We start from the raw sequence: 24125 nt of genomic DNA, 5'->3' as shown, positions 1-24125 counted from the left end.
ATATATATAGTTCGGCGTAGCGATACGGTCAGTGTCATGAGTAAAAAGGACGCCTACAGCCAGGCGGGCAGGACGGCTGTGCTGCAGAACATACAAGGTACGTTGCAGTTTCTGCAGCGCTTCCCACCCTTCAACCAGATGGAGCACAGCCACCTGGCGTATCTGGTCGAGCAGTGCCAGCTGCGTTTCTATGCCAGTGGCGAAAGCATCGTCAAACCCGCCGACGGCCCGGTCGAGCACTTCTACATCGTCAAACAAGGGCGCGTGGTCGGCGAACGCCAGCACCTGGTCAAACCCGGTGTGGAGACCACCTTCGAGATCACCAGCGGCGAGTGCTTCCCCCTGGCCGCCCTGCTTGGCGAGCGCGCCACCCGCACCGAGCACCTGGCCGGTGAGGACACCTTCTGCCTGCAACTGAACAAGGCCGCTTTCATCCGCGTCTTCTCCCTGTCGGAAGCCTTTCGCGACTTTGCCCTGCGCGGGGTCAGCAGCCTGCTCGACCAGGTCAACCAGCAGGTGCGCCAACGCGCCGTGGAAACCCTCGGCACCCAGTACTCGCTGAACACCCCCCTGGGGGAGCTGGCCATGCGTCACCCGGTGGTGTGCAACCCCGACACGCCGCTGCGCGACGCCGTGCGGCTGATGCACGAGCAGCAGGTCGGCAGCATTGTCGTGGTCGACCCCCAGCGCTACCCGATCGGCATCTTCACCCTGCGCGACCTGCGCCAGGTGGTGGCGGGCGCGGATGCCGACCTGGGCGCGCCCATCGACCGGCACATGACCGCCAGGCCGTTCTACCTCAGCCCGCAGGCCAGTGCTTTCGATGCCGCCATGGCCATGACCGAGCGGCATATCGCGCATGTCTGCCTGGTGGACAACCAGCGCCTGTGCGGGGTGGTTTCCGAGCGTGACCTGTTCTCCCTGCAACGTGTCGACCTGGTGCACCTGGCGCGTACCATCCGCCATGCCCCGCGCCTGGACACCCTGGTGTCGCTGCGCGGTGAGATCAGCCAGCTGGTCGAGCGCATGCTCGCCCATGGCGCCTCGTCGACGCAGATCACCCAGATCATCACCTTGCTCAACGACCACACAGTCTGCCGGGTGATCGAACTGGCCATAGCCGAACGCGGCGACCCAGGCGTGCCGTTCAGCTGGCTGTGCTTCGGCAGTGAGGGGCGACGCGAGCAGACCCTGCACACCGACCAGGACAACGGCATTCTGTTCGAGGCCCGCGACAGCGCCGAAGCCGACGCGATCCGTGCCCGCCTGCTGCCCCTGGCGCAGTACATCAACCAGTGCCTGGCACAGTGCGGCTTTACCCTGTGCAAAGGCAATGTCATGGCCGGCAACCCCGCGCTGTGCCTGTCACGCGGGGAATGGGCGCGGCGCTTTGCAGGATTCATCCGCGAGGCAAGCCCCGAAAACCTGCTGGGTTCGAGCATCTATTTCGACCTGCGCGTGGTCTGGGGTGACGAGCAAGGCTGTGAACAACTGCGCCAGAGCCTGCTGGCCCAGGTCGCCGACAACCGCATTTTCCAGCGTATGATGGCCGACAACGCCCTGCGCCAACGCCCACCGGTGGGGCGCCTGCGCGAATTCGTGCTGACCCGCCAGGGCAACGACAAGGCCGCCACCCTCGACCTCAAGGTGCAAGGCCTGACGCCCTTCGTCGATGGTGCGCGCCTGCTGGCCCTGGCCAACGGCATCGGCGCCTGCAACACCCTCGAACGCCTGCGCCAGCTGGTGCAGAAGGGCATCATCGAACCACTCGACGGTGCGGCTTACGAAGAGGCCTACCACTTCATCCAGCAGACCCGCATGCAGCAGCACCAGCGCCAGACCCGCGATAACCTGCCCTACTCCAACCGCGTCGACCCCGACAGCCTCAACCACCTGGACCGACGCATCCTGCGTGAGTCGCTGCGCCAGGCCCAGCGCCTGCAAAGCAGCCTGGCCTTGCGGTACCAGCTATGAGCCTGTTCGCCTGGCTGCGCCCCAGCCTGCCCACGCTGGACGACACCGCGCGCCAACGCCTGGCGCAGTTGCCCAAGCCGGCTGCGCTGGGGGTGTGCACGTTGCGCGAACAGCGCTGGGTGGTGCTGGACCTGGAAACCAGTGGCCTCAACCCCAACCGCGACCAGGTCCTGTCGATCGGTGCCGTGGCCATCGAGGACGGTGCCATCGACTTTGCCCAGCAGTTCGAACGCACTCTGTACCGCCCCTCCCAGAAGACCAACGCCAGTGTGCTGATTCACGGGCTAGGGCCCAGTGCCCTGGCCGCGGGTTGCGACCCAGTCGAGGCGTTGATCGACCTGCTCGACTTCATTGGCGACAGCCCGGTGTTGGCGTTCCATGCGCCTTTCGATCAGCGCATGCTGGCGCGGGCGCTCAAGGAAAGCCTGGGCTATCGCCTGCAGGTGCCGTTCCTGGATGTGGCTGAACTGGCGCCGATGCTCAACCCCGACACGGTACTGCGCGAAGCCGGGCTGGATGACTGGGTCGCCCGCTTTGGCCTGCAGGTTGAAGAGCGCCACCATGCCAGCGCCGATGCCCAGGTCACTGCCGAGCTGGCGTTGATCCTGTTCAGCCAGGCTCGCCGCCAGCAGCTCGACAGCCCGTTGCAACTTGAGCAGCGGTTGCGCGGGTGGCGGCGGCGTGCGGCACAGAGTCACGGTTTGTAGGGCTTGGATGATTCAGCGCCTGGAAGCCCCGCCCTGGTGGCAATCCGATAAGCGTCCATTGCGCGGCGCCCCCCGCCTCTGCAACAATCGCGAATAATTATCGTTAGTTAATGCATTCGTTCCGGGGGGAGGCTGCTTGTCTTCTGCACACAGCCCACACGCCGAGCTGGTCGGTGCGCTTTACCGCGATCACCGCAGCTGGCTGCTCGCCTGGCTGCAACGCAGCATGGCCTGCCGCCAACGTGCCGAAGACCTGAGCCAGGACACCTTCGTGCGCCTGCTCGGCCGCGAGCAACTAGACACGCCCCGCGAGCCGCGCGCCTTTCTGGCCGCCGTGGCCAAGGGGCTGCTGTTCGACCACTTCCGCCGCGCCGCACTGGAGCAGGCCTACCTGGCCGAACTCGCCCACCTGCCGGAAGCCGAACAGCCCTCCCCCGAAATCCAGCACCTGATTCTCGAAGACCTCAAGGCCATCGACCGCCTGCTTGGCAAGCTGTCGAGCAAGGCCCGTGCGGCCTTCCTGCATAACCGCCTGGACGGCATGGGCCACGCCGAAATCGCCGAGCGCCTTGGTGTTTCGGTCTCGCGGGTACGCCAGTACATCGCCCAGGGCATGCGCCAGTGCTATGTGGCCTTGTACGGGGAGCCGACGTGAACGGTTCACCGGTCTCGTCGCGGGTGCTGGATGCAGCCATTGCCTGGAAGCTGAGCCTGGACCAGGGCAGCGGCACGCCAGATGAACGCAGTGAGTTCATGCGCTGGCACGCTGCCAGCGAAGAGCATGCCCGCGCCTGGCGCCAGCTGGGTTGCCTTGACCTGCGCGTCAGCGCCGCTGCCGGGCCCGCGCGCCAGGCGCTGCTGCAATCGCGTGCCGGCTTGCGCCGGCGCATCGGCAAGGTGGGCGGTGGCCTGGCGGGCATGTTCCTGCTGGGTTCGTTGCTGGCTTGGGTCGGCGCCCCGTCGCTGTCAGCGCACTACTGGCTGGCCGACCAACGCACCGCCACCGGCGAGCTGCGCACCCTGCGCCTGGAAGACGGCACCTTGCTGAGCCTGAACACCCACACAGCAGTGGACATCGACTACGCAGGCGCGCAACGGGTGATCGTGCTGCACCAGGGTGAAATCTCGGTCGAGACCGGCCACCAAGACCCACGCCCGTTGCTGGTACGCACCGACGACGGCCGCCTGCGCCCGCTGGGCACGCGCTTCCTGGTGCGCCGTGAGGCCAACGGAACACGCCTGGAAGTGCTGCAGGCCTCGGTCGCGGCCATGCCGCTGAACAGTGGTGACGAACAGGTATTGCGCGAAGGCCAGCAGGTGCTCATGGATGCCAACGGCCTCGGCCAGGTCGGCACGGTCGACGTCGGTGCCGATGCCTGGACCCGCGGCATGCTGGTGGTGGACAACGTACGCCTGGCTGACCTGGTCGCTGCCCTCGGCAAGTACCGCAGCGGCCACCTCGGGGTGGCAGACGAGGTCGCCGACCTACGTGTTACCGGCAGCTTCCCGCTGACCGACATCGACCTGGCCCTGGCATCGCTGGTGCCGGCACTGCCGGTGAAGATCGAGCGGCATACCCCGTGGTGGGTAACGGTTCAGCCCCAGTAGTAGCGGCCTGTGGCCGCCCTGCAAACAATCTCGCTTTTTTCATGACACCCCCTGTCACTTTTGAAATCTCGCTCGGCAAGGAAGCAGTAAGCACTTATCCGTCGAGGAGCCGCTGCATGTCCCGTACTGTCGATCGTATCCTGCGCCCCAGCCTGATGGCCCTGGCCATTGGCCTGGCTGCGCCGTTGGCCAGCCCTGCCCTGTTCGCCGCCGAGCAATCCGCCCTGCGCGCCTACGACCTGCCCAGCGCCCCCCTGGCCAGCACCCTCAACCAGATCGCCAGCCAATCGGGCATCGCCCTGGCCATCGACCCAGCACTGGTCAGCGGCCGCACTTCGGCGCCCGTCACCGGCCAGTACGACGGCATCGGCGCCCTGCAGGCCGCCCTGCGCGGCACCGGGTTGCAGTTGCAGCAGAGCAGCGTCGGCAGCTACAGCCTGGTGGCGACGCCTGAAGGAACGCTCGCATTGCCGGAGACGGCGATCAATGCGAATGCGGCCTACGAAAGCGCCTGGGGCCCAGTGGAAGGCTACACCGCCACACGTACCGCAGCAGGCAGCAAGACCGACACGGCCATCGCCGAATTGCCGCGCTCGGTCAGCGTGATCACCCGTCAGCAAATGGAAGACCGCCCCGTCCTCAGCCTCAACGACGCACTGCGCTATACCGCTGGGGTACAAAGCAGCGGCTACGGCTCCGATTCGCGCAGCGATTGGCTGCTAGTGCGTGGCTTCGTACCCACACAATTCCTCGACGGCCTGCCCTTGCCCAAGGGCAACTACGCTTCGCCGAAAATTGAGCCCTGGAACCTTGAGCGTATTGCCGTGCTGCGTGGCCCTGCGTCCTCGGTCTACGGCCAAACCCCGCCCGGCGGCCTGCTTGACATGACTACCCGCCGGCCAGAGCTGGAAGCCAGCCACGAGGTGGAAGCCCAGGTCGGCAGCAATAATCACCGGCAGATTAATTTTGACAGCACGGGCAAGGTCGATGACAGCGGCCAGTTCCTGTACCGGGTAAGCGGTACCGTGCGCGACAGCGGTACCCCGATCGACCATATTCCAGACAAGCGCTACAACATCGCCCCCAGCCTGACCTGGAACATCAACGACGTCACAAAACTGACCTTCATTACCCAGTACACCCGCGACGATACCGGCATTACCGGTCAGTTCCTGCCACTGCAGGGCACCAAGCTGGACAGCCCAGCGGGCAAGATCTCCCACCACAAGAACCTGGGCGATCCAGACTGGGAATCGTACGACCGCACTTACTACCACCTGGGCTATGCGTTCGAGACGCGCTTGAGTGATGTGTGGCAGTTCCGTCAGAACCTGCGTTACGCACGCAACGAACTGGACTTCAAGGGTATTACCGCCGGTGGGTCGATCTGGCCAGCCGGGCCAGATGAGGCCGTAAGCGCCGACGGCACCGTGCAACGCACCGCAGGTATCGTCGAAGAGGACATCTCGCAGTTCGCCTTGGACAACAATTTCCAGGCCGACTTCCAGACGGGCGCAATCAGTCACACCGTGCTGCTGGGCCTCGACCACCAACGCTCGACCAGCGATGCCCGCTGGCGCTGGGGTTCCGCTGGCGTACCGCCGAGCAACATCCACAATCCGGTGTACGGCCAGGATTTCTCCAACGTCCAATACTTCGACATGTATGACTACACACAGAAGACCCAACAGACCGGTCTCTACGTGCAGGACCAGATGGCATTGGACAACTGGCGCCTGACCTTGGGCGGTCGTGAAGACTGGGTGCACACCGGCACTACCTTCCATAACCAGGGCGACGCCACCAATACCCAGCGTGACAAGCAGTTCAGCGGCAACGCGGCCCTGAGCTATGTGTTCGACAACGGCTTGACGCCGTACCTGTCCTACGCCGAGTCGTTCCAGGCAGCAACAGGTGCTGCGGTCAACAGTACCGATGCGTTCAAGCCCACCGAAGGCAAGCAGTACGAGTTAGGTATCAAGTATCAGCCCCCCGGCAGCAAGAGCCTGTTCACGGCGGCGGTGTTCGACCTGACCCAACAGAACATGTCGGTCACCGAAGGTGGCGTGACCCGCCAGGTAGGTGAAGTCAGAGTCAAGGGCCTGGAGCTCGAAGCCACCTCCGACGTCACCGAGAACCTCAAACTGGTAGGTTCCTACACCTACAACGACAGCGAGATCATCAAAGGCAACGACGGAGAGAAAGGCAAGCGTATGGCGCAGGTGCCACGCAACCAAGCCACCGCGTGGGCCGACTACACCTGGCACGAAGGGGCGCTCGACGGCTTTGGCGTAGGCGTTGGTGTGCGCTATGTGGGCGATACCTACGGCAACACCACCAATACCGACTGGGGCCATGTTGGGTCGTACACAGTCTACGACGCGTCGGTGCATTACGATCTGGGCCGTCTCAACGGCACGCTCAAGGGCGTGACGGTGGCCGTCGATGCGAAGAACCTGTTCAACAAGGACTACCTGTCGACCTGTGACGGTTACTACTGCTACTACGGAGACGAACGCAACGTGGTGGCCAGCGTCAATTACAAGTTCTGAGTCGCCCGGGCTGCTGTGCAGCCCCAGGTTTCATCAGACGAGAAACGGTACCGTGATGAAAAGCTCAACCATCCGCCGCTGGTCCGCGATCCACACCTGGAGCAGCCTGGTCTGCACCTTGTTCCTGCTGTTGCTGGCGCTGACCGGCCTGCCGCTGATCTTCCACCACGAGCTGGAGCATCTGCTCGGCGATGCCCCCGAGCTGCGCGAGATGCCCGCAGGCACCCCGCACCTCGACCTGCAGCAACTGGTACTCAAGGCCGAGCAGCATCGCCCCGGCGAAGTGATGCAGTACTTCGGCTACGACGAGGACGAACGCAACGGCGTGGTGGCGATCACCGCCGCCACCGCAGGCACCGAGCCCAATTCGTCACACACCTTCATGCTCGACGCCCGCACCGGCGAAGCTGTCGCCATGCCCGCCGCCAACGGCGGCTTCATGATGGTCATGCTGCGCCTGCACGTCGACATGTTCGCCGGGCTGCCCGGCAAGCTGCTGCTGGCGTTCATGGGTGTGCTGTTCGTCGTGGCGATCATCTCTGGCACCGTGCTCTACGCGCCGTTCATGCGCCGCCTGGATTTCGCCACGGTACGCCACGACAAATCCCGCCGCCTGCGCTGGCTCGACCTGCACAACCTGATTGGCGTGGTGACCCTGGCCTGGGCGCTGACCGTTGGTGTCACCGGGGTGATCAGTGCCTTGTCCGACCTGGTGATCGCCGCCTGGCGCAACGACAGCCTGGCCGCCATGGTCGCGCCCTACCGTAACGCCCCGCCGCTCACCGAGCGCGCCCCGGCCAGCCGCCTGCTGGACATCGCCGAGCAGGCCGCGCCCGGTATGCGCCCGGACTTCATCGCCTTCCCCGGCACGCGGTTCTCCAGCGAGCACCATTACGCCGTGTTCATGAAGGGCGCCACTCACCTGACCTCGCACCTGCTCACCCCCGTGCTGATCGATGCGCGCACCCTGCACGTGACGGCAGTGGGCGAACGCCCGTGGTACATGGACGCCATGGGCCTGTCCCAGCCACTGCACTTCGGTGACTACGGCGGGCGCCCCATGCAGATTCTCTGGGCGGTGCTGGATGTGCTGACCATCATCGTGCTCGGCAGCGGCCTGTACCTGTGGCTAAGCAAGCAGCGCAAAGCCCGGGAGGTGCGGGCATGAGCCACGCCTCTCGATCATCCTGGCGGATCTTCGCCTGGCCGGCCGCCATCAGCGTGCTCGGAGCCGCCGGCCTGTTTGCCGCCTTGCTGGGTGACGGTGCCTGGGACGCCCTGGCCTGGCTGGGCCTCGGCGTGCCCGCCATCCTCAGCCTGCGCGGGCTTTGCAGTCGATAACCGGCTACCGCTCCGGCCCTTGCCCTGGGCCCTAACGTTGCGGCTCCCTTAAGAAAGGAGCGCAACATGCTACCGCTGGAACGCATCGAATTCCTCGACCAGCAGATCATCGCCCTGCTGGCGCAATTACCGGCCGCCGACCGGCAACCGCTCAGCCGACAGCAACTGCAGGGCGAACTGGCGGAATACTGGGCCGCCTGCGACACCCAAGGCCGCTCGCGCAGGGTGCGCCTCGGCGACCTGCGCCGCGCCCTGATGCACGCCGAGCTGACACTGCGCCTGGCCGACGGGACCTTGCCCGCCCCCGAGGCCGACGCCCTCAGCCTGTGCCTCGACCTGCCCAACGCCTGGCAACGGAGGCCCCAGCCGGTGGCCACGCGTGCCCAGGTGTACCGCCTGGTCCTCAGCCGTAGCCAGCCCCACAGCCGCGCGGTGCTGCCGGGTATGTTCGTGGTCGTCACCGGCAACGACGAGGCTGCCGAGCTCACCCCAGAGCAGGCCCTGGGCCCGGCCTTGCTGTGCGGCCTGGCCCAGGGCATCGAGGCCTACGCCTCGCTGGCCGACTTGCACCTTGAGCTGTGCGAGCGCCTCGACGACCCACTGCAAGGCCCGCCACTGCTACGCCTGCTGGTTGATGACGCGCGTATCGGCAACGCCGCCAAGGCCGACCGGCTACGCTACGAATGGTATCCCGATGACCCGGTGCAAGCCCAGGTCGACAGCCTGATCGAAGCGCAGCGCCTGCGTGTCAACCAAGCCTGGGCAAGCGCCCAGGGTGCCCCGGCACCGGCCGTCGAGACGCTGCACAATGCCCTTTCAGTGGCGGCTGAAGCCGGCAAGCAAGCCTTGCTCGACACCCGCTACGGCCTGCTGCTGGAAAAAAACCTGCCCAATTGGTTGAGCAAGGCAGGGCCCCAGGGGCTTACGCATATCATGCAGACGATGCAACAACTGGTAGCCGCCGGCAATCGCGTCGCCGCCCCGGGCATCCTCACCCTGGGGCAGTTCCGCCAGCAGGACAGCCTGCAGGGCTGGGCGCGCGCGCGCGTCGAAGAACGCCTGCGCCACGATCATGGCCTGCGCTACGCAGCCGCAGACATCATGATCCATGTCGTGCACAGCCGGCAGGCAGGCCCGCAGTTGAATCCGTTTCACCCTTCAAGCTACGTTACCTGGCGAGGCTTCGAGCACGTCGGCGGCCAGATGATCGAACTGATCAGAGAGAGCTACCCGCTACACGAGCTGGCATTGCGCAACGTGGCCTGGTTCGACTACGACTACTGGCTCACCGCCCGGGTAACCCACCGTCACGGCAAGCCATTACCCGAGGCACTGAACCCGGCCTACATCAAGGCGATGATCAGGCACCTGAATGTCGGTGGCAGCTATCATGCCTACCTGAAAACCCAATTGATCGATTCCCCGGTCGGGGGGTGGCGGCTGAATGCCCATGCCCTGGTCAACCGCGCCCGCATGTGCGCCGAGGCGGCCAAGGCGCGCTATGCCGGGCATCTCGCCCGCAACCCTGATGAGCGAGCCTACCGTTGGGTGCGTCAGGTGCTGGACTATCCGCATAACGCGCTTCGCCCCCCGGTGGACGGACAGCGCGTCACCGTGCGCCAATTGACGATCCATGGCCATACCTTGCAAGGCGTGTTGCTGATCAATGCCGAGGGCGCCGGCGTGGGCGCGTTCATCCTCTACACGCCGGACGCACCCGACCGCCGCGCCTGGCGGGGGCTGAGCAATGCGCGCGAACTGATGCGCCTACTGCGCAAACAACCCGCCCTGCGCGCCTACATGGCGGGCCGCCTGCCGTTGCTGGCACCCGCAGGCATCGAACGGCTGCTGAACAAAGGCCGGCTGAGCCCCGTACTGCGCACCCCGGCGATCGACGACGAGCTGTTTTTCGCCTGCTACAGGGCCGAGGTGCGCGCCTGGCTGGCCAAGGTCGATGCCGACAGCCGTACCACCGGGGAAGCCGACCTCCAGCAAGGCGCCGACCTGGCCTGGCGCCTGCTAGACCTGATCAGCCTGGTACTGCCTGCCCGGGTGCAACTTCCGCTTGCGCTGGGGCGCATGGCCATCGAGATCTGGGGTGGGGTGGACGCCTTTGGCCAAGATGACATCGACGGCGTGCTGACCCATACCTACAACGCCCTGAGCTATGCCAACGATGCCGGCACCAGCATGGTCAGCACCGGCCTGATGCGCCGGATGATGCGTGGCATGCCGACACAACCGCCATTACCATTGCCCTCGCGTTACAGCATCACGCCTGCACTCGATAATCTGCGCTACACCATTGACGGTGTGCACGGCGAAGGCGTTTTCGAGAAAGCATCGGCATTCGAAGGGCTGACCCTGTATTACATCCAGGACGCCCACGGCCGTTATTACAAGGTCGCGTTCGACGGCCGTCGCTGGCGGGTCATCGACCCGACGCAACCCGATGCCTACTTGCAGCAGCCGGTCAAACGCCTGGCCGATGGCAACTGGGTCATCGACTCACCGGTGCTGTGGTACGACGGCCTGCCGGATCTTGCGCAGTTGCTCGCCGACTGCCGCCTGCAACCGCCGCTGGCGGGTGAGGCGGTGGATGCGCTGGCAGGGCTGTACCGCGCAGACGACCAGCTCTACTTGCAAACCGCTGCCGGGCAACTGCCGCTGCGGGCGCACCTGCTCGCCGGGCGCTACCACCTGCTCATCCCCCACGCCCAGCAAGCCGGCGTGGTGCCGTGGGCGATCCTGCGCTGGCAAGACCACCAATGGCGCATCCGTGTGCGCCAGGCCGGGCGCAGCAGCGATTGGCTGGCGCTGCCCGAAGGCTACTCGGCGAGCCGTGGCAGCAACCGGTCGAGGCGCTGATGCAGGGCACAGCTACTCGGCCAGTTGCGCAGCAGCCGCGCCCGGTCACGGGCGTAGGCCGGGGCGAAGCTGAGCCCCGTGGCGTGCTGGCACATGGCGTCGAGGTCGATCAGCGACCATTGGCCGTTGTGCCAGAACAGGTTGTGGCCCTTGAAATCACCATGGCTGATGCGCTCGCGGATCAGTTGCTGCATCACCTTGACCAACGCATCGACCTGCTCTTCAGGCGCCTCGCCGTTTTCCACATAGGGCGCAAAGCACGCGGTCAGGTCCGGGCCATCGACGAATTCGGTGACCAGGTACGCACGGCTGCGCAGGCCCATCACCCGTTGCTCCAGCACCGCCAACGGGCGCGGTGTGGCGATATCGAGGAACTCCAGGCGATGGCCTTCGATCCACGAGTGCCAGGCCCGGCTCGGGCGCCAGAAGCGCTTGAACCAGTGCGCGGTGTTCTTGATGTTGTAGCGCTTGAGCACCAGCGGGCGGCCATCGACGTCGATGCGAGCCACGCTGGCGGCGCCGCCGGTCTTGAACAGGTGGCCGTTGTCGATCAGCGCATCGGCCTGCGCCAGCACCGGCAGCATCGCTTCGACTTCACCACGGCGGATCGCCCGCAGGCCCGAAAGGCTGCGCTCGACACTGAACAGTGTGCACTCGCGGCCGGCCTTTTCCAGGTAGTCCTTCTGGCGCCAGTTGCGCACCTTGTCGATCTGCTTTTGCAGCGCTTCCATCGGCAACGCGTGCTCGGCATTGGCCAGCAGGTAATGCACCAGCAGCTCTTCGATGAAGGGCTCCAGACGCTTGGGCAACTGGGCGAAGAACACCCCGAGGTTTTCCAGCACACGCGGGCGCGACAACTGCTGGCCCGGCGTCTCGGCCTTGATGCCCGCGCCATCGATCAGGTACAGCTTGGCGCCGTGGCGCAGCAGGTTGTCCAGGTGCAGGTCTTCCTGCCACAGGCCCTTGGCGTGCATCTGCGCCACCGCGGTCAGCGCTTCGCCCAGCACCAGGTGCTGTTCGTCGGCCAGTACCGGCAGGTGCTCAACGGCGGCCCAGGCATCGGCCAGGCTTTCTGCGCCATCGAGAAACTCGAACAACAGCCAGCCGCCCTCGCCTTCCTTCAAGCCATCGGCCAGCAGCTTCGGCGTGGTCAGGCCTTGCTCGGCCAACAGCTTCACGCCCTGCAACTCGCGCTGGAAATGCCGCGCAGCGTTGCCCCCCACCAGCAGCTTGGCCAGCACCGGCGTGCCACGCCAGACACCGGCACCGACATAGCGCTGGCCGGGCAGTACGCGCAGCAGGCTGAACAATTGCAGGTCGGCGCTACCGGCGGCATCGGCCAGGGTGATACTCAAGGGCAATGCCGGGGTGCGCCCGGCAGCTTTCAGTTCAGACAAACGCATCAGCGGGCCTCTTTTTCACGACGGCGTTGCGTCAGCCGTTGCAGCCAGTTGTCGACCAGGGCGCTGTCCGCCGGCTGCGCCAGGTAGGCCGCCAGCAACTGACGCACATCCGCCTCACTCCAGGCACTGGCACGGCGCAGCAACGGCTCCAGGTCCTTGAGCCGGTCACGCATGCCGAACAGCAGCGGGCGGGTCTTTTCCAGGTCGATCAGTTGCGCGTCCCAGCCCTCGCGGCGCTGGCGCAAGAAAATATGCTTGGGGTAGAAGCAGCCATGTACCTGCCCGGCGCTGTGCAGCGTGCGCGCCAACTGGCCGCAAGCTTCAAGGATGCCTTTGCGTTCGGCGTCGCCCAGCTGCGGCCACTGGGCCAACAGGCTGTCCAGGTCGGCCCATTCGTCCAGCGCCCGGGTCATGAGAATTGCCCGGTGCTGGCCGGCCTGCTTGCGCTCGCCATAGAACACCGCCTGCAAAGCCGGGATGTGCAGCTTCTGGTAACGGCTGATATTGCGGAATTCGCGGGCGAAGGTCGGTTCGCCGAAGGGCCTGTGCAGGGTGCGGGTGAGGTAGTCGCTCTGACGCTTGAGGTAGTAGCCTTTGCCTTCGAGCTCCAGGCGGAACACGCTGCTCCAGCCCCCGCGCCCGGTGTTGGGCTCGTCCACGGCATCGAGCTGCAGCGCCCACAGCGCCTCGAAGTCGTTCAAGCCGTGGCGTTTGAGCAGCGCGAGGTCTGCGCTGGCCAGGTAATCGGTCATTCCCTTCCCTCGAAAAAGCTCAGCACCTGGCGGATCCGCTTCTTGTCGCGGGCATTGAGCCGGTCGCGACCGCGGTATTGCAGGTAGAAACGCAGGCGCTGGGTCGCCGACAGGTGGTATTTGGCGACCTTGTCCAGGCACGCCAGGTCTTTGATCATCCGGTGCCGCCACATGAAACCGCGCCAGAAGTCGCCGGTCGGGCAGTCGATGAAGAATAGCGTGCCCTGGTCGTCGACCAGCAAGTTGCGCCACTTCAGGTCGTTGTGGGCGAAACGGTGCTCGTGCATGACCCGAGTGTGGCGCGCCAGCTGTTGGCTGACATGCTCGACCCAGGCCCGGTCAGCCAGGCGTGCATCATTGCGCTCGGCCAGCGCCGACAAGTCTTCGGTGCGCGGCAGTTCACGGGTGATCATCGCCCCCCGGCCAAACGCCAGGCCCTTGCGTTCCAGGCCCCAGGCGACCACTTCGGCGGTGGGGATGCCCCACTTGGCGAACTGCTTGAGGTTCTGCCATTCGGCCTTGATGCGCGGCCTGCCGAGGTAACGGCGCATGTGCTTGCCGGCGCCGGTGTAACGCTTGACGTAGTAATTGACGCCGTCACGCTCGATGCGCACCACCTCGCTGAGCGGGTCGCGGGTCAAGCGTTCGCCCTGGATGGCAAAGACGGCATCAAGGCTGCCGAAATCCGCCGCCAGGTGTTCGTAGCCGGGCGCCAGTGTCCAACCCGACATCAGAGTGCATCCCCATAACGTTGCTTGCGGTCATAGAGTTTCTGCGCCTTGCGTTCCAGCCAGGCGAGCAGCGCGGCCTCTTCGGCAAGCACCTGGCGCAGCGGGCGCTGGAAGTAGCCACGCAGAAAACGCAATTTGTCGCGACGGGTCAGGCCGATGTCCAGCGCCGAGAAATACAGCGCGGCCAGGTCCTTGTCACGCCAGCGGCGGCTGATGCTCGCCCGCGTCTGGGCACGGTGCAGGTCGATGACCGACAGCTTGAAGTCGTCTGCCGTCACCGGGCGGTCGGTGTGCAGCAGGAAGTGGCAGATGTAGCAGTCGCGGTGGTTGACCCCGGCGCGGTGCATGCCACCGGTCATCTTCGCCACTTCGGCGATCAGCGCACGCTTGAGGCGTGGCTCGGGCGCCTGCCTGACCCAGTCGATGCTGAAGTCTTCCAGGCTGATGGTCGGCGCCAGCTCTTCGGTGACGATGAACGAGTGCTGGGTGGCCGGGTTGCTGCCGCGCTCGCCATAGGCGACTGCGGTCATGGTCGGCACACCGACCTCGTGCAGACGCTGGATGGCTCGCCATTCCTGGCCGGCACCGAGCACCGGCAGCTTGGCGCTGAATAGGTTCTTGAAAATCTCGCCCCAACCGATGCCCCGGTGGATCTTGACGAAAAAGCCTTCGCCCTCGACCTCGGTGCGCAGTGTGCGGCGGCCTTCCAGCTCGCGGTATACCTCGCCTTGCAGCGCTTCCACGGCCTCGAAGGCATCACGCCCGGCCCACAGGCGCTTGAAGGGTTCGGCCAGTATCAGCTTCATGCGGTCTGCCCCAGGATCACGTCGGCAGCATGCTGCGGCATGCTGTACAGGTCGGCCGTATCGGCAAAGGCCAGGCCATTGCGCGACCAGTCGGCGCGCGCCTGCGGGTCTTCGAGCATGCGTTGCAGGTAGCCATTGAGTTGTTCCTGCTCGAACGGCTCGTCCAGGACCAGGCCGCAGTCGGCCTCGGCAATGTAGTGGGCGTAGCCACACACCTTGGACACCAGCACCGGCAGGCCTGCCACCAGGGCTTCGAGCAGCACGGTGCCGGTGTTTTCGTTGTAGGCCGGGTGAATCAGCAGGTCGGCGCCCAGCAGGAAGCGCGGGATGTCGCTACGCCCCTTGAGGAACTGCACCTGGTCACCTAAGCCTAGGGTGGCGCTTTGCAGCTGGAACACCTTGGGGTCGTCCTGGCCGATGACCATCAGGCGGGTGCGCTTGCGCAACGCCGACGGCAGTGCGGCCAAGGCCTTGAGGCTGCGGTCGACGCCCTTGGTCTTGAACCCCGAACCAATCTGCACCAGCAGCAGGTCATCGTCCGCCAGGTTGAATTCCTTGCGGAACCCGGCGCGGATCTCGGCGGCATTGGCCGGCGCGCGGCGATCCGGGGAAATGCCCGGCGGCAGCAGGTGGAAGCGTTCTGCCGGGGTGCCGTAATGTTTGACGAACAGCGGCTGCTGCACCTCGGAGATCATCAGCACCTCGGTTTTCGCATCCTTGGCGAACACCGCCCGCTCGTACGCGGCAAAGTGCCGGTAGCGGCCCCAGCGCTTGTACAGGCCGCCGCGCAGGGTCTGGGCCTTGTCTTCGAAGCAGCCGTCGGCGGCGTAGTACACGTCCAGCCCCGGCATCTTGTTGAAGCCGATCAGGCGGTCGACCGGGCGCTTGGCAAGGTCGGCGGCCATCCAGGCGCTGAGCTTCTCGTTGCGCCGGTGGTTGAACAGCGCCTTGACCGGCGCCACCAGCACTTCGAAGCCCGGCGGAATATCACCTTCCCAGATCAGCGTGTACACGCGAATCTGATGGCCGCGCTTCTGGCATTCCAGGGCAATGCGCATGAAGTCGCGCTGCAGCCCGCCGAAGGGGAAATATTTGTAAAGCACGAAAGCCAGTTGCATTAACGAACATCCTCAGCCAGCAGCAACGCGCTCAAGCGGCTCGCCACATGCTCGGGATTCAGGCGAGTGAAGCACAGTGGCCACTCGCGTTTGAGATCGAACCGGCGCAGGTCATCGGCGCTCGGTTTGTAGGTGCACTTCTTCTGCAGGCAGGGCGCGCAGGGGAAATCGCTGGCCTGGTGAACCTGGGCGCGGCCATAGGCGCCGGTCAGGCCAGGGTTGGTCGGGCCAAACAGCGAAATGGTCGGCACGTCCAGCGCTGCGGCCAGATGGCCCAGGCCGGTGTCCACGGCCACGCAGGCCTTGGCCGCAGCCAGCACGCGGGCGACGCCGACCAGGTTCAATTTGGGCAGCACCTGGCAGTTGTTCAAGCCCTGGGCGATACGCTCGGCGCGCGCCTTCTCGGCCGGGTTGCCCCAGGGCAGGCGCACTTGCAGCTTGCGCCGGCCCATGCGCTCAGCCAGCTCGCGCCAGTAGGCCTCGGGCCAATGCTTGGTGGCCCAGGTGGTGCCGTGCAGGAATACCACGTAGGGGGCAGCTGGCGGCAATTGCAGGCGATCGAGGTCCAGGCCGTAGTTGCCGATGCCTTCCGGCAGGTCATAGGCCAGGGCCATGGCGAACAGTTGACGCACCCGCTCCACGGCGTGCTGGCCAACCGCGACCGACAGCGGCCGGTCATAGAAGCGGCTGGCCAGGCCTTCGCGGGCCGAGTAGCGGTCCAGCCCGGCCACCGGTGCCTTGACGTAGCGGGTCAGCCAGGCCGATTTGACCAGGCCCTGGGCATCGATCACCAGGTCGTACTTGCGCGCGCGAACACGCTGCTTGAACGCCTTCCACTCGCCGCTCTTCAGGGTCTGCCAGAGATGCTTGCGCCAGCGCCGGATCGCCACCGGGATCACCTCGTCGACCGCAGGGTGCCAGCTGGGGATCTCGGCAAAGCCTTCTTCCACCACCCAGTCGAAACGAATGCCCGGTATGGCGTGGGCGGCATCGGTGATTGCCGGCAGGGTGTGGATCACATCCCCCAGCGACGAAGTCTTGATGATCAGTACCCGCACTTAGTCAACCTCGGCCACGGTATCGATCAGGTTCGGACCACCCAGGCTGTGCAAGGCGGCGATGACGCGCTGCGGTTCGAGCAGGCGCAGGCAGTTGTAGTGCCCGAAGCGGCAGGTACGGTCGAAACAAGGGCTGCATTCGATGCCGGTGCGCACCACTTCGACGTGCTCGGCCAGCGGCGGCGTGAAGCCCGGCGAGGTCGAGCCATAGACGGCGACCAGCGGGCGGTTCAGCGCGGCGGCCACGTGCATCAGCCCAGAGTCGTTGGACACCACCGAATCGGCGCAGGACATCAAATCGATGGCCTCGGCCAGCGAGGTTTCACCCGCCAGGTTGTACGATTCTTCACGCAGCCCCGGGATCAGCCGGTCGCGAATCTGCTCACCGACCGGGTGATCGCTTTTCGAGCCGAACAGCCACACCTGCCAGCCCTGGCGGATCATGGCATCGGCCACGGCGGCGTAGTGCTCGGCCGGCCAGCGCTTGGCCTCGCCAAACTCAGCACCAGGGCACAACGCCAGCACCGGGCGGTCCAGCGCCAGGCCGAACTTGGCCAGGGCCAGGTCGCGGCTCTGCGCCTCGATCTGCAGGCTGGGGCGCGGGTAGGGTTGCGGCAGCTCGGCACCCAGCGCATAGGCCAGGGCCATGAAGCGCTCGATCATCAGCGGGTAGCGCGCCTTGTCCAGCTTGCGCACGTCGTTGAGCAGGCCGAAACGCATCTCGCCGCGCCAGCCGGTGCGTTTGGGGATACCGGCAAAAAACGGTACCAACGCCGATTTCAGCGAGTTGGGCAGCAGGATCGCCTGGTCGTACTGGCCGGCCAGGGACTTGCCGATGCGCCGCCGCGTGGCCAGCTCCAGCGCGCCATGGCCGAGCGGGAAGCTCAAGGCCTGACGCACCTCGGGCATGCGTTCGAGGATCGGCCGGCTCCACTCGGGCGCCAGCACGTCGATCACGCAGTCGGGGTGCTGCTGTTTCAGGCACTGGAACAGGGTCTGCGCCATTACCATGTCGCCGACCCAGCTGGGGCCAATGATCAGTATTCTCATGCTTAGTCCAGAAACGCTCGGGGAGGCTGCAGGCTGCGGTACAGCCTGGCCTCCCCTCTTTATATTCAGGCTATGTGGCGGACAGTGTACCACCGGTGGTGGAACATGGGCCTCCAGGCCCCCGGAGCGGCCCTGCCGGGGCGCCGGACCGGTCGGAAAGGGCCGCCAAGCGGCCCCGGCAATTTCAACTCAGCCCAAGCTCGCCCCAGATGCGCCGTACCTCACGACGCTCATCGGCAAACTGCGCCGCATCGATCACCCCGGCCTGCTTCTGCAAGGCCTGGCGGTGGGAGGCAGAACGGAACGCCTTGTACACCTCGCGCAACAGCACCGCGTCACTGGCCGGCATCAAGCCCGCCTGCTCCAGCTCTTCCAGAATGCGGATGTTATCGGTCCATCGAAGTATGGCCGGATGGTCAAAAGACCAGGCCAAAGCGGCGTATTGCACCATAAATTCGATATCGACGATACCGCCGGCATCCTGCTTGATATCGAACGCAACCCCGGCATCGAACGCATTCGCCGCCGTGCCGGCGGCGGTAGCCTTGGTACCGAGATTGCCGCGCATCTTGGCGCGCATTTCACTGACTTCGGTGCGCAATTTCTCAAGGTCACGGGCCTGCCCCAACACCTTGGCGCGTACTCCTTCGAACGCTGCGCCCACCTGCTTGCAGCCGACCAGCACGCGGGCCCGCACCAGGGCCTGGTGCTCCCAGGTCCAGGCTTCGTTCTGCTGATAGCGCTCGAATGCACCGAGCGAACTCACCAGCAGCCCCGAAGCGCCGGACGGGCGCAGGCGCATGTCCACGTCGTAGAGCTGCCCGGAGTTGGTCTGGGTGGTCAGCAGGTGGATGATGCGCTGGCCCAGGCGGGTGAAAAACTGCGCGCTGTCGATGGGCTTGTCGCCATCGGTTTCGGCCTGCGGGTCACCGTCGTGGATGAACACCAGGTCCAGGTCCGAGCCATGGCCCAGCTCCAGGCCACCGACCTTGCCGTAGCCAATGATGATGAAACCCGGGTCGCACAGGCTGCCATCACTGCGCTTGGGCTGGCCGTGGCGGGCCACGGTCTGGCGCCAGGCCAGCGCCAGCACCTGGTCAAGGATGGCTTCGGCCAGCCAGGTCAGGTAGTCGCTGACTTTCATCAACGGCAGGTTGCCGCTGATTTCCGAGGCGGCCACACGCAAGCTGTGGGCCAGCTTGAAGTGGCGCAGCGCCTCCATCTGCTGCTCCAGGTCGTCCTCGGGGATGCGCGTCAAACGCTCGCGCAGTTCGCTGGCCAGCTCCGGCGCCAGTGGCGGGCTGAACAGCCGGCCTTCGTTGAGCAGTTCGTCGAGCAGCAACGGGTAGCGGGCAATCTGTTCGGCGATCCACGGGCTGGCCGCGCACAAGGTCAACAGCCGGCGCAGGGCCCCCGGGTTTTCGGTGAGCAGCACCAAGTAGGCCGAACGCCGCGCGACCGCCTCAACCAGCGGCAGCACCCGCTCAAGCACCAGATCAGGGTCTTGATGCTCGACGGCCTGGGCCAGCAGCCGTGGGATGAAGGCATCCAGGCGCTCGCGGCCAATGCGCTGCATCGACCGCAGCTGCGGGCTGGAGCGCAACCCGGCCAGGCGGCGCAAGGCATCGGCCGGCTGCTTGAAGCCGGCTTCTTCAAGCTGCCGGCAGGCGGCGTCTTCATCCTGCGCCTGCTCCCACAGCGGCGACCACTCGCCCCCCACCACCAGCTCACCCTCGCCGTCTTCGTCATCCGGGTCGGCGATCACCTGGCGGAAGTGCCAGTCGACACGGCCACGCCATTGCATCAACTGGTCATGGAAGCCCTGCCAGTCGGCGAAGCCCAGGATATAGGCGACACGCGCCTGGTCTGTCTCGCTGTCTGGCAGCATCTGGGTCTGGCGGTCGGCGATGGCCTGGATGGCGTGCTCGGTATAGCGCAGGAACTCGTAGCCTTCGCGCAGCTCGGCCACCACCGCCGGCGGCAGGTAACCTTGGCCTTCGAGGGTCGCCAGCACCTTGAGCAAGGGCCGTTGCTGCAGGCTCAGGTCACGCCCGCCGTGGATCAGCTGGAAGGCCTGGGCGATGAATTCCACCTCGCGGATGCCGCCGGCACCCAGCTTGATGTTCTCGGACATGCCCTTGCGCCGCACCTCCTGCTGGATCAACTGCTTCATGGTGCGCAGGGCCTCGATGGCCGAGAAGTCCAGGTAACGGCGATAGACGAACGGGCGCAGCATCTCTTGCAACTGGGCGCCTGCCACCTGGTCACCGGCCACTACCCGGGCCTTGATCATGGCGTAGCGTTCCCAGTCACGGCCCTGGTCCTGGTAGTACTGTTCCAGGGCATTGAAGCTCAGTACCAGCGAACCGGCCGAACCATAGGGGCGCAGGCGCATGTCGACGCGGAACACGAAACCGTCGACGGTGACCGGGTCCAGGGCCTTGATCAGGCGCTGGCCCAGGCGGGTGAAGAACTCCTGGTTGTCCAACGAGCGCTTGACCCCTTCGGTCTCGCCGCCTTCGGGGAAGGCGAAGATCAGGTCGATGTCCGACGACAGGTTCAGCTCTACCGCCCCCAGCTTGCCCATGCCCAGCACCACCATGTGCTGCGGCTGGCCGCTGCGGTGGCCGATGGGCGTGCCGAACTGCTGGCAATGGCGTGGGTACAGCCATTGATAGGCTTCGTCGATGGCGGCGTCGGCAAGGTCGGAGAGGTCGCGGCAGGTTTCACCCAGTTCGGCCTGGCGGGTGATGTCGCGCCAGATGATGCGCACCTGTTGACGGTTGCGCTCGCGGCGCAGGTTACGCGCAAGCGCGTCTTCGCTTTGCGCGGCCTGGGCCACGGCAGCGACCTGCGCGCGCAATTCACCGGGCGCATAGCGCCGCTCGAGTTCCCCACTGGCCATCAGCGCAAACAGCATGGCCGGCTCGCGCTGGGCCTGGCCGAGGACGAAGTCGCTGGCGGCGGCAACCTGGTCGAACTGTTGCCGATGGGCCGGGCTCCAAGCGTTCAGGTCGAGTTCGGGGTGGCCAGCCACGGCATCGCTGAGGAACTGCTGATTACGAGCGACCAGCGGTTGCAGGGTGGCGGGCAGATCGAGCGGCAAAGGCAGGCGCATGGACTATCCTTGATCGGCGTGAAAGAGAGGGGTAAAGGCGGCCAAATGGAAGGCGGACCACGGTTGGACTGTCATACAAAAGTTGGAAATAGCTAAAAAAAACGAATCACTGGCAAAAAACATCAAGAATCACCCGTTCGCGACACACCGCCAACCAACATGAACGTTTTTCCCCACAAGCAGGGGTGCGACCAAAAGCCGCATTTCTGTAGTTTTACTACTACCCCGACTGTCTAAAAGCATGAAATGCGAATGCATTTGTAGTAAAACTACACGGCGCCGGATCACACTCCGGTAATCCAAGAATTCACGACGTCTGCCCATAAGGCCAGTCGCAAACTCAGGCAATCGATTCTGGTTGCCTTTCCGCCCTGGAGCAAGCCATGCAAGACCTCGATCCAATCGAAACCCAGGAATGGCTGGATGCCCTGGAGTCGGTCCTCGACAAAGAAGGCGAAGACCGCGCTCATTACCTGATGACCCGTATGGGCGAGCTGGCCACCCGTAGTGGCTCCCAGCTGCCGTATGCGATCACCACGCCATACCGCAACACCATCCCTGTCACCCACGAAGCACGCATGCCTGGCGACCTGTTCATGGAACGCCGCATTCGCTCGTTGGTGCGTTGGAACGCTCTGGCCATGGTCATGCGCACCAACCTGAAAGACTCGGACCTGGGCGGGCACATCTCCAGCTTCGCCTCCAGTGCCACCCTGTACGACATCGGCTTCAACTACTTCTTCCAGGCCCCGACCGAAGAACACGGCGGCGACCTGGTGTTCTTCCAGGGCCACGCTTCGCCAGGCGTCTACGCCCGTGCCTTCATGGAAGGGCGCATCAGCGAAGACCAGATGAACAACTTCCGTCAGGAAGTGGACGGCAAAGGCCTGTCTTCGTACCCGCACCCTTGGCTGATGCCTGACTTCTGGCAGTTCCCGACCGTTTCGATGGGCCTGGGCCCGATCCAGGCGATCTACCAGGCACGCTTCATGAAGTACCTGGAAGCCCGTGGCTTCATCCCGGCCGGCAAGCAGAAGGTCTGGTGCTTCATGGGCGACGGCGAGTGCGACGAGCCGGAATCCCTGGGCGCAATCGCCCTGGCTGGCCGCGAGAAGCTGGACAACCTGATCTTTGTCATCAACTGCAACCTGCAGCGCCTCGACGGCCCAGTTCGCGGTAACGGCAAAATCATCCAGGAACTCGAAGGCGTGTTCCGTGGCGGTGGCTGGAACGTCAACAAAGTCGTCTGGGGCCGTTTCTGGGACCCACTGCTGGCCAAGGACACCAACGGTGCCCTGCAGCGCCGCATGGACGAAGTCATCGATGGCGAGTACCAGAACTACAAAGCCAAAGACGGCGCCTACGTGCGTGAGAACTTCTTCAACACCCCAGAGCTCAAGGCCATGGTCGAAGACCTGTCCGACGAAGAGATCTGGAAGCTCAACCGTGGCGGCCACGACCCGTACAAGGTCTACGCGGCTTACCACCAGGCGGTGAACCACAAAGAGCAGCCGACTGTCATCCTGGCCAAGACCATCAAGGGTTACGGCACCGGTGCAGGCGAAGCCAAGAACACCGCGCACAACACCAAGAAGGTCGACGTCGACAGCCTGCGTCACTTCCGTGACCGCTTCGACATCCCGGTCAAGGATGCCGACCTCGAGAACCTGCCGTTCTTCAAGCCGGAAGAAGGTTCTGCCGAAGCCAAGTACCTGGCCGAGCGCCGCGCAGCCCTGGGTGGCTTCGTACCTCAGCGCCGCGCCAAGAGCTTCAGCGTACCGACCCCATCCCTGGAAACGCTGAAAGCGATCCTGGATGGCTCGGGCGACCGTGAAATTTCCACCACCATGGCCTTCGTGCGCATCCTGGCGCAGCTGGTCAAGGACAAGGAAATCGGCCAGCGCATCGTCCCGATCATCCCGGACGAAGCCCGTACCTTCGGTATGGAAGGCATGTTCCGCCAGTTGGGCATCTACTCGTCGGTCGGCCAGCTCTACGAGCCAGTCGATAAAGACCAGGTGATGTTCTACCGCGAAGACAAGAAGGGCCAGATCCTCGAGGAAGGCATCAACGAAGCCGGCGCCATGTCGTCGTTCATCGCTGCCGGTACCTCGTACAGCTGCCACAACCAGCCGATGCTGCCGTTCTACATCTTCTACTCGATGTTCGGCTTCCAGCGTATCGGCGACCTGGCCTGGGCCGCTGGCGACAGCCGCACCCGTGGCTTCCTGATCGGCGGTACCGCCGGCCGCACCACCCTCAACGGTGAAGGCCTGCAGCACGAAGACGGTCACAGCCACATGATGGCGGGCACCATCCCGAACTGCCGCACCTATGATCCGACCTACGGCTACGAGCTGGCGGTGATCATCCAGGACGGCATGAAGAAGATGACCGAAGAGCAACAGGACATCTTCTACTACATCACCGTGATGAACGAATCCTACCAGCAGCCAGCCATGCCGGCCGGTGTCGAGGAAGGCATCATCAAGGGCATGTACCTGCTCGAAGAAGACACCCGCGAAGCCGCGCACCACGTTCAGCTGATGGGCTCCGGCACCATCCTGCGCGAAGTCCGCGAAGCGGCGAAGATCCTGCGTGAAGAGTTCAACGTCGGTGCCGACGTGTGGAGCGTCACCAGCTTCAACGAACTGCGTCGTGACGGCCTGGCCGTGGAACGCGCCAACCGCCTCAAGCCTGGCCAGAAGCCTCAGCTGACTTACGTCGAAGAGTGCCTGAACGGTCGCAAAGGCCCGGTCATCGCCTCCACCGACTACATGAAGCTGTTCGCCGAACAGATTCGCCAGTGGGTGCCGAGCAAAGAGTTCAAAGTCCTGGGTACCGATGGTTACGGTCGCAGCGACAGCCGCAAGAAGCTGCGTCACTTCTTCGAAGTCGACCGTCACTTCGTGGTGCTGGCTGCCCTGGAAGCCTTGGCTGACCGTGGCGAGATCGAACCGAAAGTGGTGGCTGACGCTATCGTCAAGTTCGGCATCGATCCGGACAAGCGCAACCCACTGGACTGCTGAGGAGTATTTT

General features: G+C 64.8%; 17 protein-coding genes. 9 read left to right on the top strand and 8 right to left on the bottom strand.

Annotation, left to right across the window (positions count from 1 at the left end; translation table 11 throughout):
- Nucleotides 1-36 precede the first annotated feature (36 nt).
- The 8 genes from LOY26_RS01725 (at nt 37) to LOY26_RS01690 (ending at nt 11050) form a co-directional block, all read left to right on the top strand.
- On the top strand, nt 37-1974 hold the full coding sequence (locus tag LOY26_RS01725; protein WP_095065455.1) for a putative nucleotidyltransferase substrate binding domain-containing protein: 1938 nt from the start codon (nt 37-39) through the stop codon (nt 1972-1974).
- Nucleotides 1971-2681 (top strand): PolC-type DNA polymerase III, encoded by a 711-nt coding sequence (locus tag LOY26_RS01720; protein WP_186658578.1) that lies wholly within the window; start codon nt 1971-1973, stop codon nt 2679-2681. Before LOY26_RS01725 ends, LOY26_RS01720 begins: the two co-directional genes overlap by 4 nt.
- A 136-nt stretch (nt 2682-2817) precedes the next feature.
- Nucleotides 2818-3336 (top strand): RNA polymerase sigma factor, encoded by a 519-nt coding sequence (locus LOY26_RS01715; protein WP_047583689.1) that lies wholly within the window; start codon nt 2818-2820, stop codon nt 3334-3336.
- Nucleotides 3333-4289, top strand: coding sequence for a FecR domain-containing protein (locus tag LOY26_RS01710; RefSeq protein WP_258714328.1), 957 nt, complete (start codon nt 3333-3335; stop codon nt 4287-4289). Before LOY26_RS01715 ends, LOY26_RS01710 begins: the two co-directional genes overlap by 4 nt.
- Nucleotides 4290-4405: 116 nt before the next feature.
- Nucleotides 4406-6841: a TonB-dependent siderophore receptor gene (locus tag LOY26_RS01705; protein ID WP_258714327.1), complete on the top strand. Its 2436-nt coding sequence runs from the start codon at nt 4406-4408 to the stop codon at nt 6839-6841.
- Between the two features lie 55 nt (nt 6842-6896).
- A complete protein-coding gene (locus LOY26_RS01700) occupies nt 6897-8009 on the top strand; it encodes a PepSY domain-containing protein (protein WP_186658569.1) in 1113 nt (370 codons plus the stop codon).
- Nucleotides 8006-8182 carry a hypothetical protein gene (locus LOY26_RS01695; protein ID WP_077068766.1) on the top strand — a complete coding sequence of 59 codons (177 nt, stop codon included), beginning with the start codon at nt 8006-8008 and terminating at the stop codon, nt 8180-8182. Before LOY26_RS01700 ends, LOY26_RS01695 begins: the two co-directional genes overlap by 4 nt.
- Before the next feature lie 66 nt (nt 8183-8248).
- Nucleotides 8249-11050: a dermonecrotic toxin domain-containing protein gene (locus tag LOY26_RS01690; protein WP_258714326.1), complete on the top strand. Its 2802-nt coding sequence runs from the start codon at nt 8249-8251 to the stop codon at nt 11048-11050.
- Here LOY26_RS01690 and LOY26_RS01685 read toward each other — a convergent pair.
- The 8 genes from LOY26_RS01685 to glnE form a co-directional block, all read right to left on the bottom strand.
- Nucleotides 11011-12453: a lipopolysaccharide kinase InaA family protein gene (locus LOY26_RS01685; protein ID WP_186664732.1), complete on the bottom strand. Its 1443-nt coding sequence runs from the start codon at nt 12451-12453 to the stop codon at nt 11011-11013. The genes LOY26_RS01690 and LOY26_RS01685 overlap by 40 nt on opposite strands.
- Nucleotides 12453-13205 carry a lipopolysaccharide kinase InaA family protein gene (locus LOY26_RS01680; protein ID WP_047583687.1) on the bottom strand — a complete coding sequence of 251 codons (753 nt, stop codon included), beginning with the start codon at nt 13203-13205 and terminating at the stop codon, nt 12453-12455. The genes LOY26_RS01685 and LOY26_RS01680 overlap by 1 nt, the downstream gene beginning before the upstream one ends.
- Complete coding sequence (locus LOY26_RS01675; protein ID WP_033703113.1) at nt 13202-13936, bottom strand: lipopolysaccharide kinase InaA family protein; 735 nt, start codon at nt 13934-13936, stop codon at nt 13202-13204. The genes LOY26_RS01680 and LOY26_RS01675 overlap by 4 nt, the downstream gene beginning before the upstream one ends.
- Nucleotides 13936-14742, bottom strand: coding sequence for a lipopolysaccharide core heptose(I) kinase RfaP (gene rfaP, locus LOY26_RS01670; RefSeq protein ID WP_186658562.1), 807 nt, complete (start codon nt 14740-14742; stop codon nt 13936-13938). The genes LOY26_RS01675 and rfaP overlap by 1 nt, the downstream gene beginning before the upstream one ends.
- Nucleotides 14739-15860, bottom strand: a complete 1122-nt coding sequence (locus LOY26_RS01665) for a glycosyltransferase family 4 protein (RefSeq protein ID WP_095065449.1) — start codon at nt 15858-15860, stop codon at nt 14739-14741. Before LOY26_RS01665 ends, rfaP begins: the two co-directional genes overlap by 4 nt.
- On the bottom strand, nt 15860-16918 hold the full coding sequence (waaC, locus tag LOY26_RS01660; protein WP_033703116.1) for a lipopolysaccharide heptosyltransferase I: 1059 nt from the start codon (nt 16916-16918) through the stop codon (nt 15860-15862). Before waaC ends, LOY26_RS01665 begins: the two co-directional genes overlap by 1 nt.
- Nucleotides 16919-17968 carry a lipopolysaccharide heptosyltransferase II gene (gene waaF, locus LOY26_RS01655; RefSeq protein ID WP_258714325.1) on the bottom strand — a complete coding sequence of 350 codons (1050 nt, stop codon included), beginning with the start codon at nt 17966-17968 and terminating at the stop codon, nt 16919-16921.
- A 184-nt stretch (nt 17969-18152) separates the two neighbouring features.
- A complete protein-coding gene (gene glnE / locus LOY26_RS01650) occupies nt 18153-21086 on the bottom strand; it encodes a bifunctional [glutamate--ammonia ligase]-adenylyl-L-tyrosine phosphorylase/[glutamate--ammonia-ligase] adenylyltransferase (RefSeq protein WP_033703118.1) in 2934 nt (977 codons plus the stop codon).
- Nucleotides 21087-21469: 383 nt separating this feature from the next.
- On the opposite strand from glnE, the gene aceE reads away from it, so the two are divergent.
- The gene (gene aceE, locus LOY26_RS01645; RefSeq protein WP_033703119.1) at nt 21470-24115 is read left to right on the top strand and encodes a pyruvate dehydrogenase (acetyl-transferring), homodimeric type; all 2646 of its coding nucleotides are present in this window, start codon (nt 21470-21472) and stop codon (nt 24113-24115) included.
- Nucleotides 24116-24125 lie beyond the last annotated feature (10 nt).

Source organism: Pseudomonas sp. B21-047, assembly GCF_024748775.1.
GTDB lineage: Bacteria > Pseudomonadota > Gammaproteobacteria > Pseudomonadales > Pseudomonadaceae > Aquipseudomonas > Aquipseudomonas capeferrum.
Note: the sequence above shows the minus strand (reverse complement) of the source record. Positions and strands in the feature narration are given on the sequence as shown.

Excerpts from the sequence above, each read along its gene's own strand:
- LOY26_RS01675 (WP_033703113.1), bottom strand. The coding sequence starts at position 13,936 with ATGTCGGGTTGGACACTGGCGCCCGGCTACGAACACCTGGCGGCGGAT.
- LOY26_RS01725 (WP_095065455.1), top strand. The coding sequence starts at position 37 with ATGAGTAAAAAGGACGCCTACAGCCAGGCGGGCAGGACGGCTGTGCTG.
- LOY26_RS01720 (WP_186658578.1), top strand. The coding sequence starts at position 1,971 with ATGAGCCTGTTCGCCTGGCTGCGCCCCAGCCTGCCCACGCTGGACGAC.
- LOY26_RS01665 (WP_095065449.1), bottom strand. The coding sequence starts at position 15,860 with ATGCAACTGGCTTTCGTGCTTTACAAATATTTCCCCTTCGGCGGGCTG.
- LOY26_RS01680 (WP_047583687.1), bottom strand. The coding sequence starts at position 13,205 with ATGACCGATTACCTGGCCAGCGCAGACCTCGCGCTGCTCAAACGCCAC.
- LOY26_RS01705 (WP_258714327.1), top strand. The coding sequence starts at position 4,406 with ATGTCCCGTACTGTCGATCGTATCCTGCGCCCCAGCCTGATGGCCCTG.
- LOY26_RS01690 (WP_258714326.1), top strand. The coding sequence starts at position 8,249 with ATGCTACCGCTGGAACGCATCGAATTCCTCGACCAGCAGATCATCGCC.
- aceE (WP_033703119.1), top strand. The coding sequence starts at position 21,470 with ATGCAAGACCTCGATCCAATCGAAACCCAGGAATGGCTGGATGCCCTG.
- LOY26_RS01695 (WP_077068766.1), top strand. The coding sequence starts at position 8,006 with ATGAGCCACGCCTCTCGATCATCCTGGCGGATCTTCGCCTGGCCGGCC.
- rfaP (WP_186658562.1), bottom strand. The coding sequence starts at position 14,742 with ATGAAGCTGATACTGGCCGAACCCTTCAAGCGCCTGTGGGCCGGGCGT.
- LOY26_RS01685 (WP_186664732.1), bottom strand. The coding sequence starts at position 12,453 with ATGCGTTTGTCTGAACTGAAAGCTGCCGGGCGCACCCCGGCATTGCCC.
- LOY26_RS01700 (WP_186658569.1), top strand. The coding sequence starts at position 6,897 with ATGAAAAGCTCAACCATCCGCCGCTGGTCCGCGATCCACACCTGGAGC.
- glnE (WP_033703118.1), bottom strand. The coding sequence starts at position 21,086 with ATGCGCCTGCCTTTGCCGCTCGATCTGCCCGCCACCCTGCAACCGCTG.
- waaF (WP_258714325.1), bottom strand. The coding sequence starts at position 17,968 with ATGAGAATACTGATCATTGGCCCCAGCTGGGTCGGCGACATGGTAATG.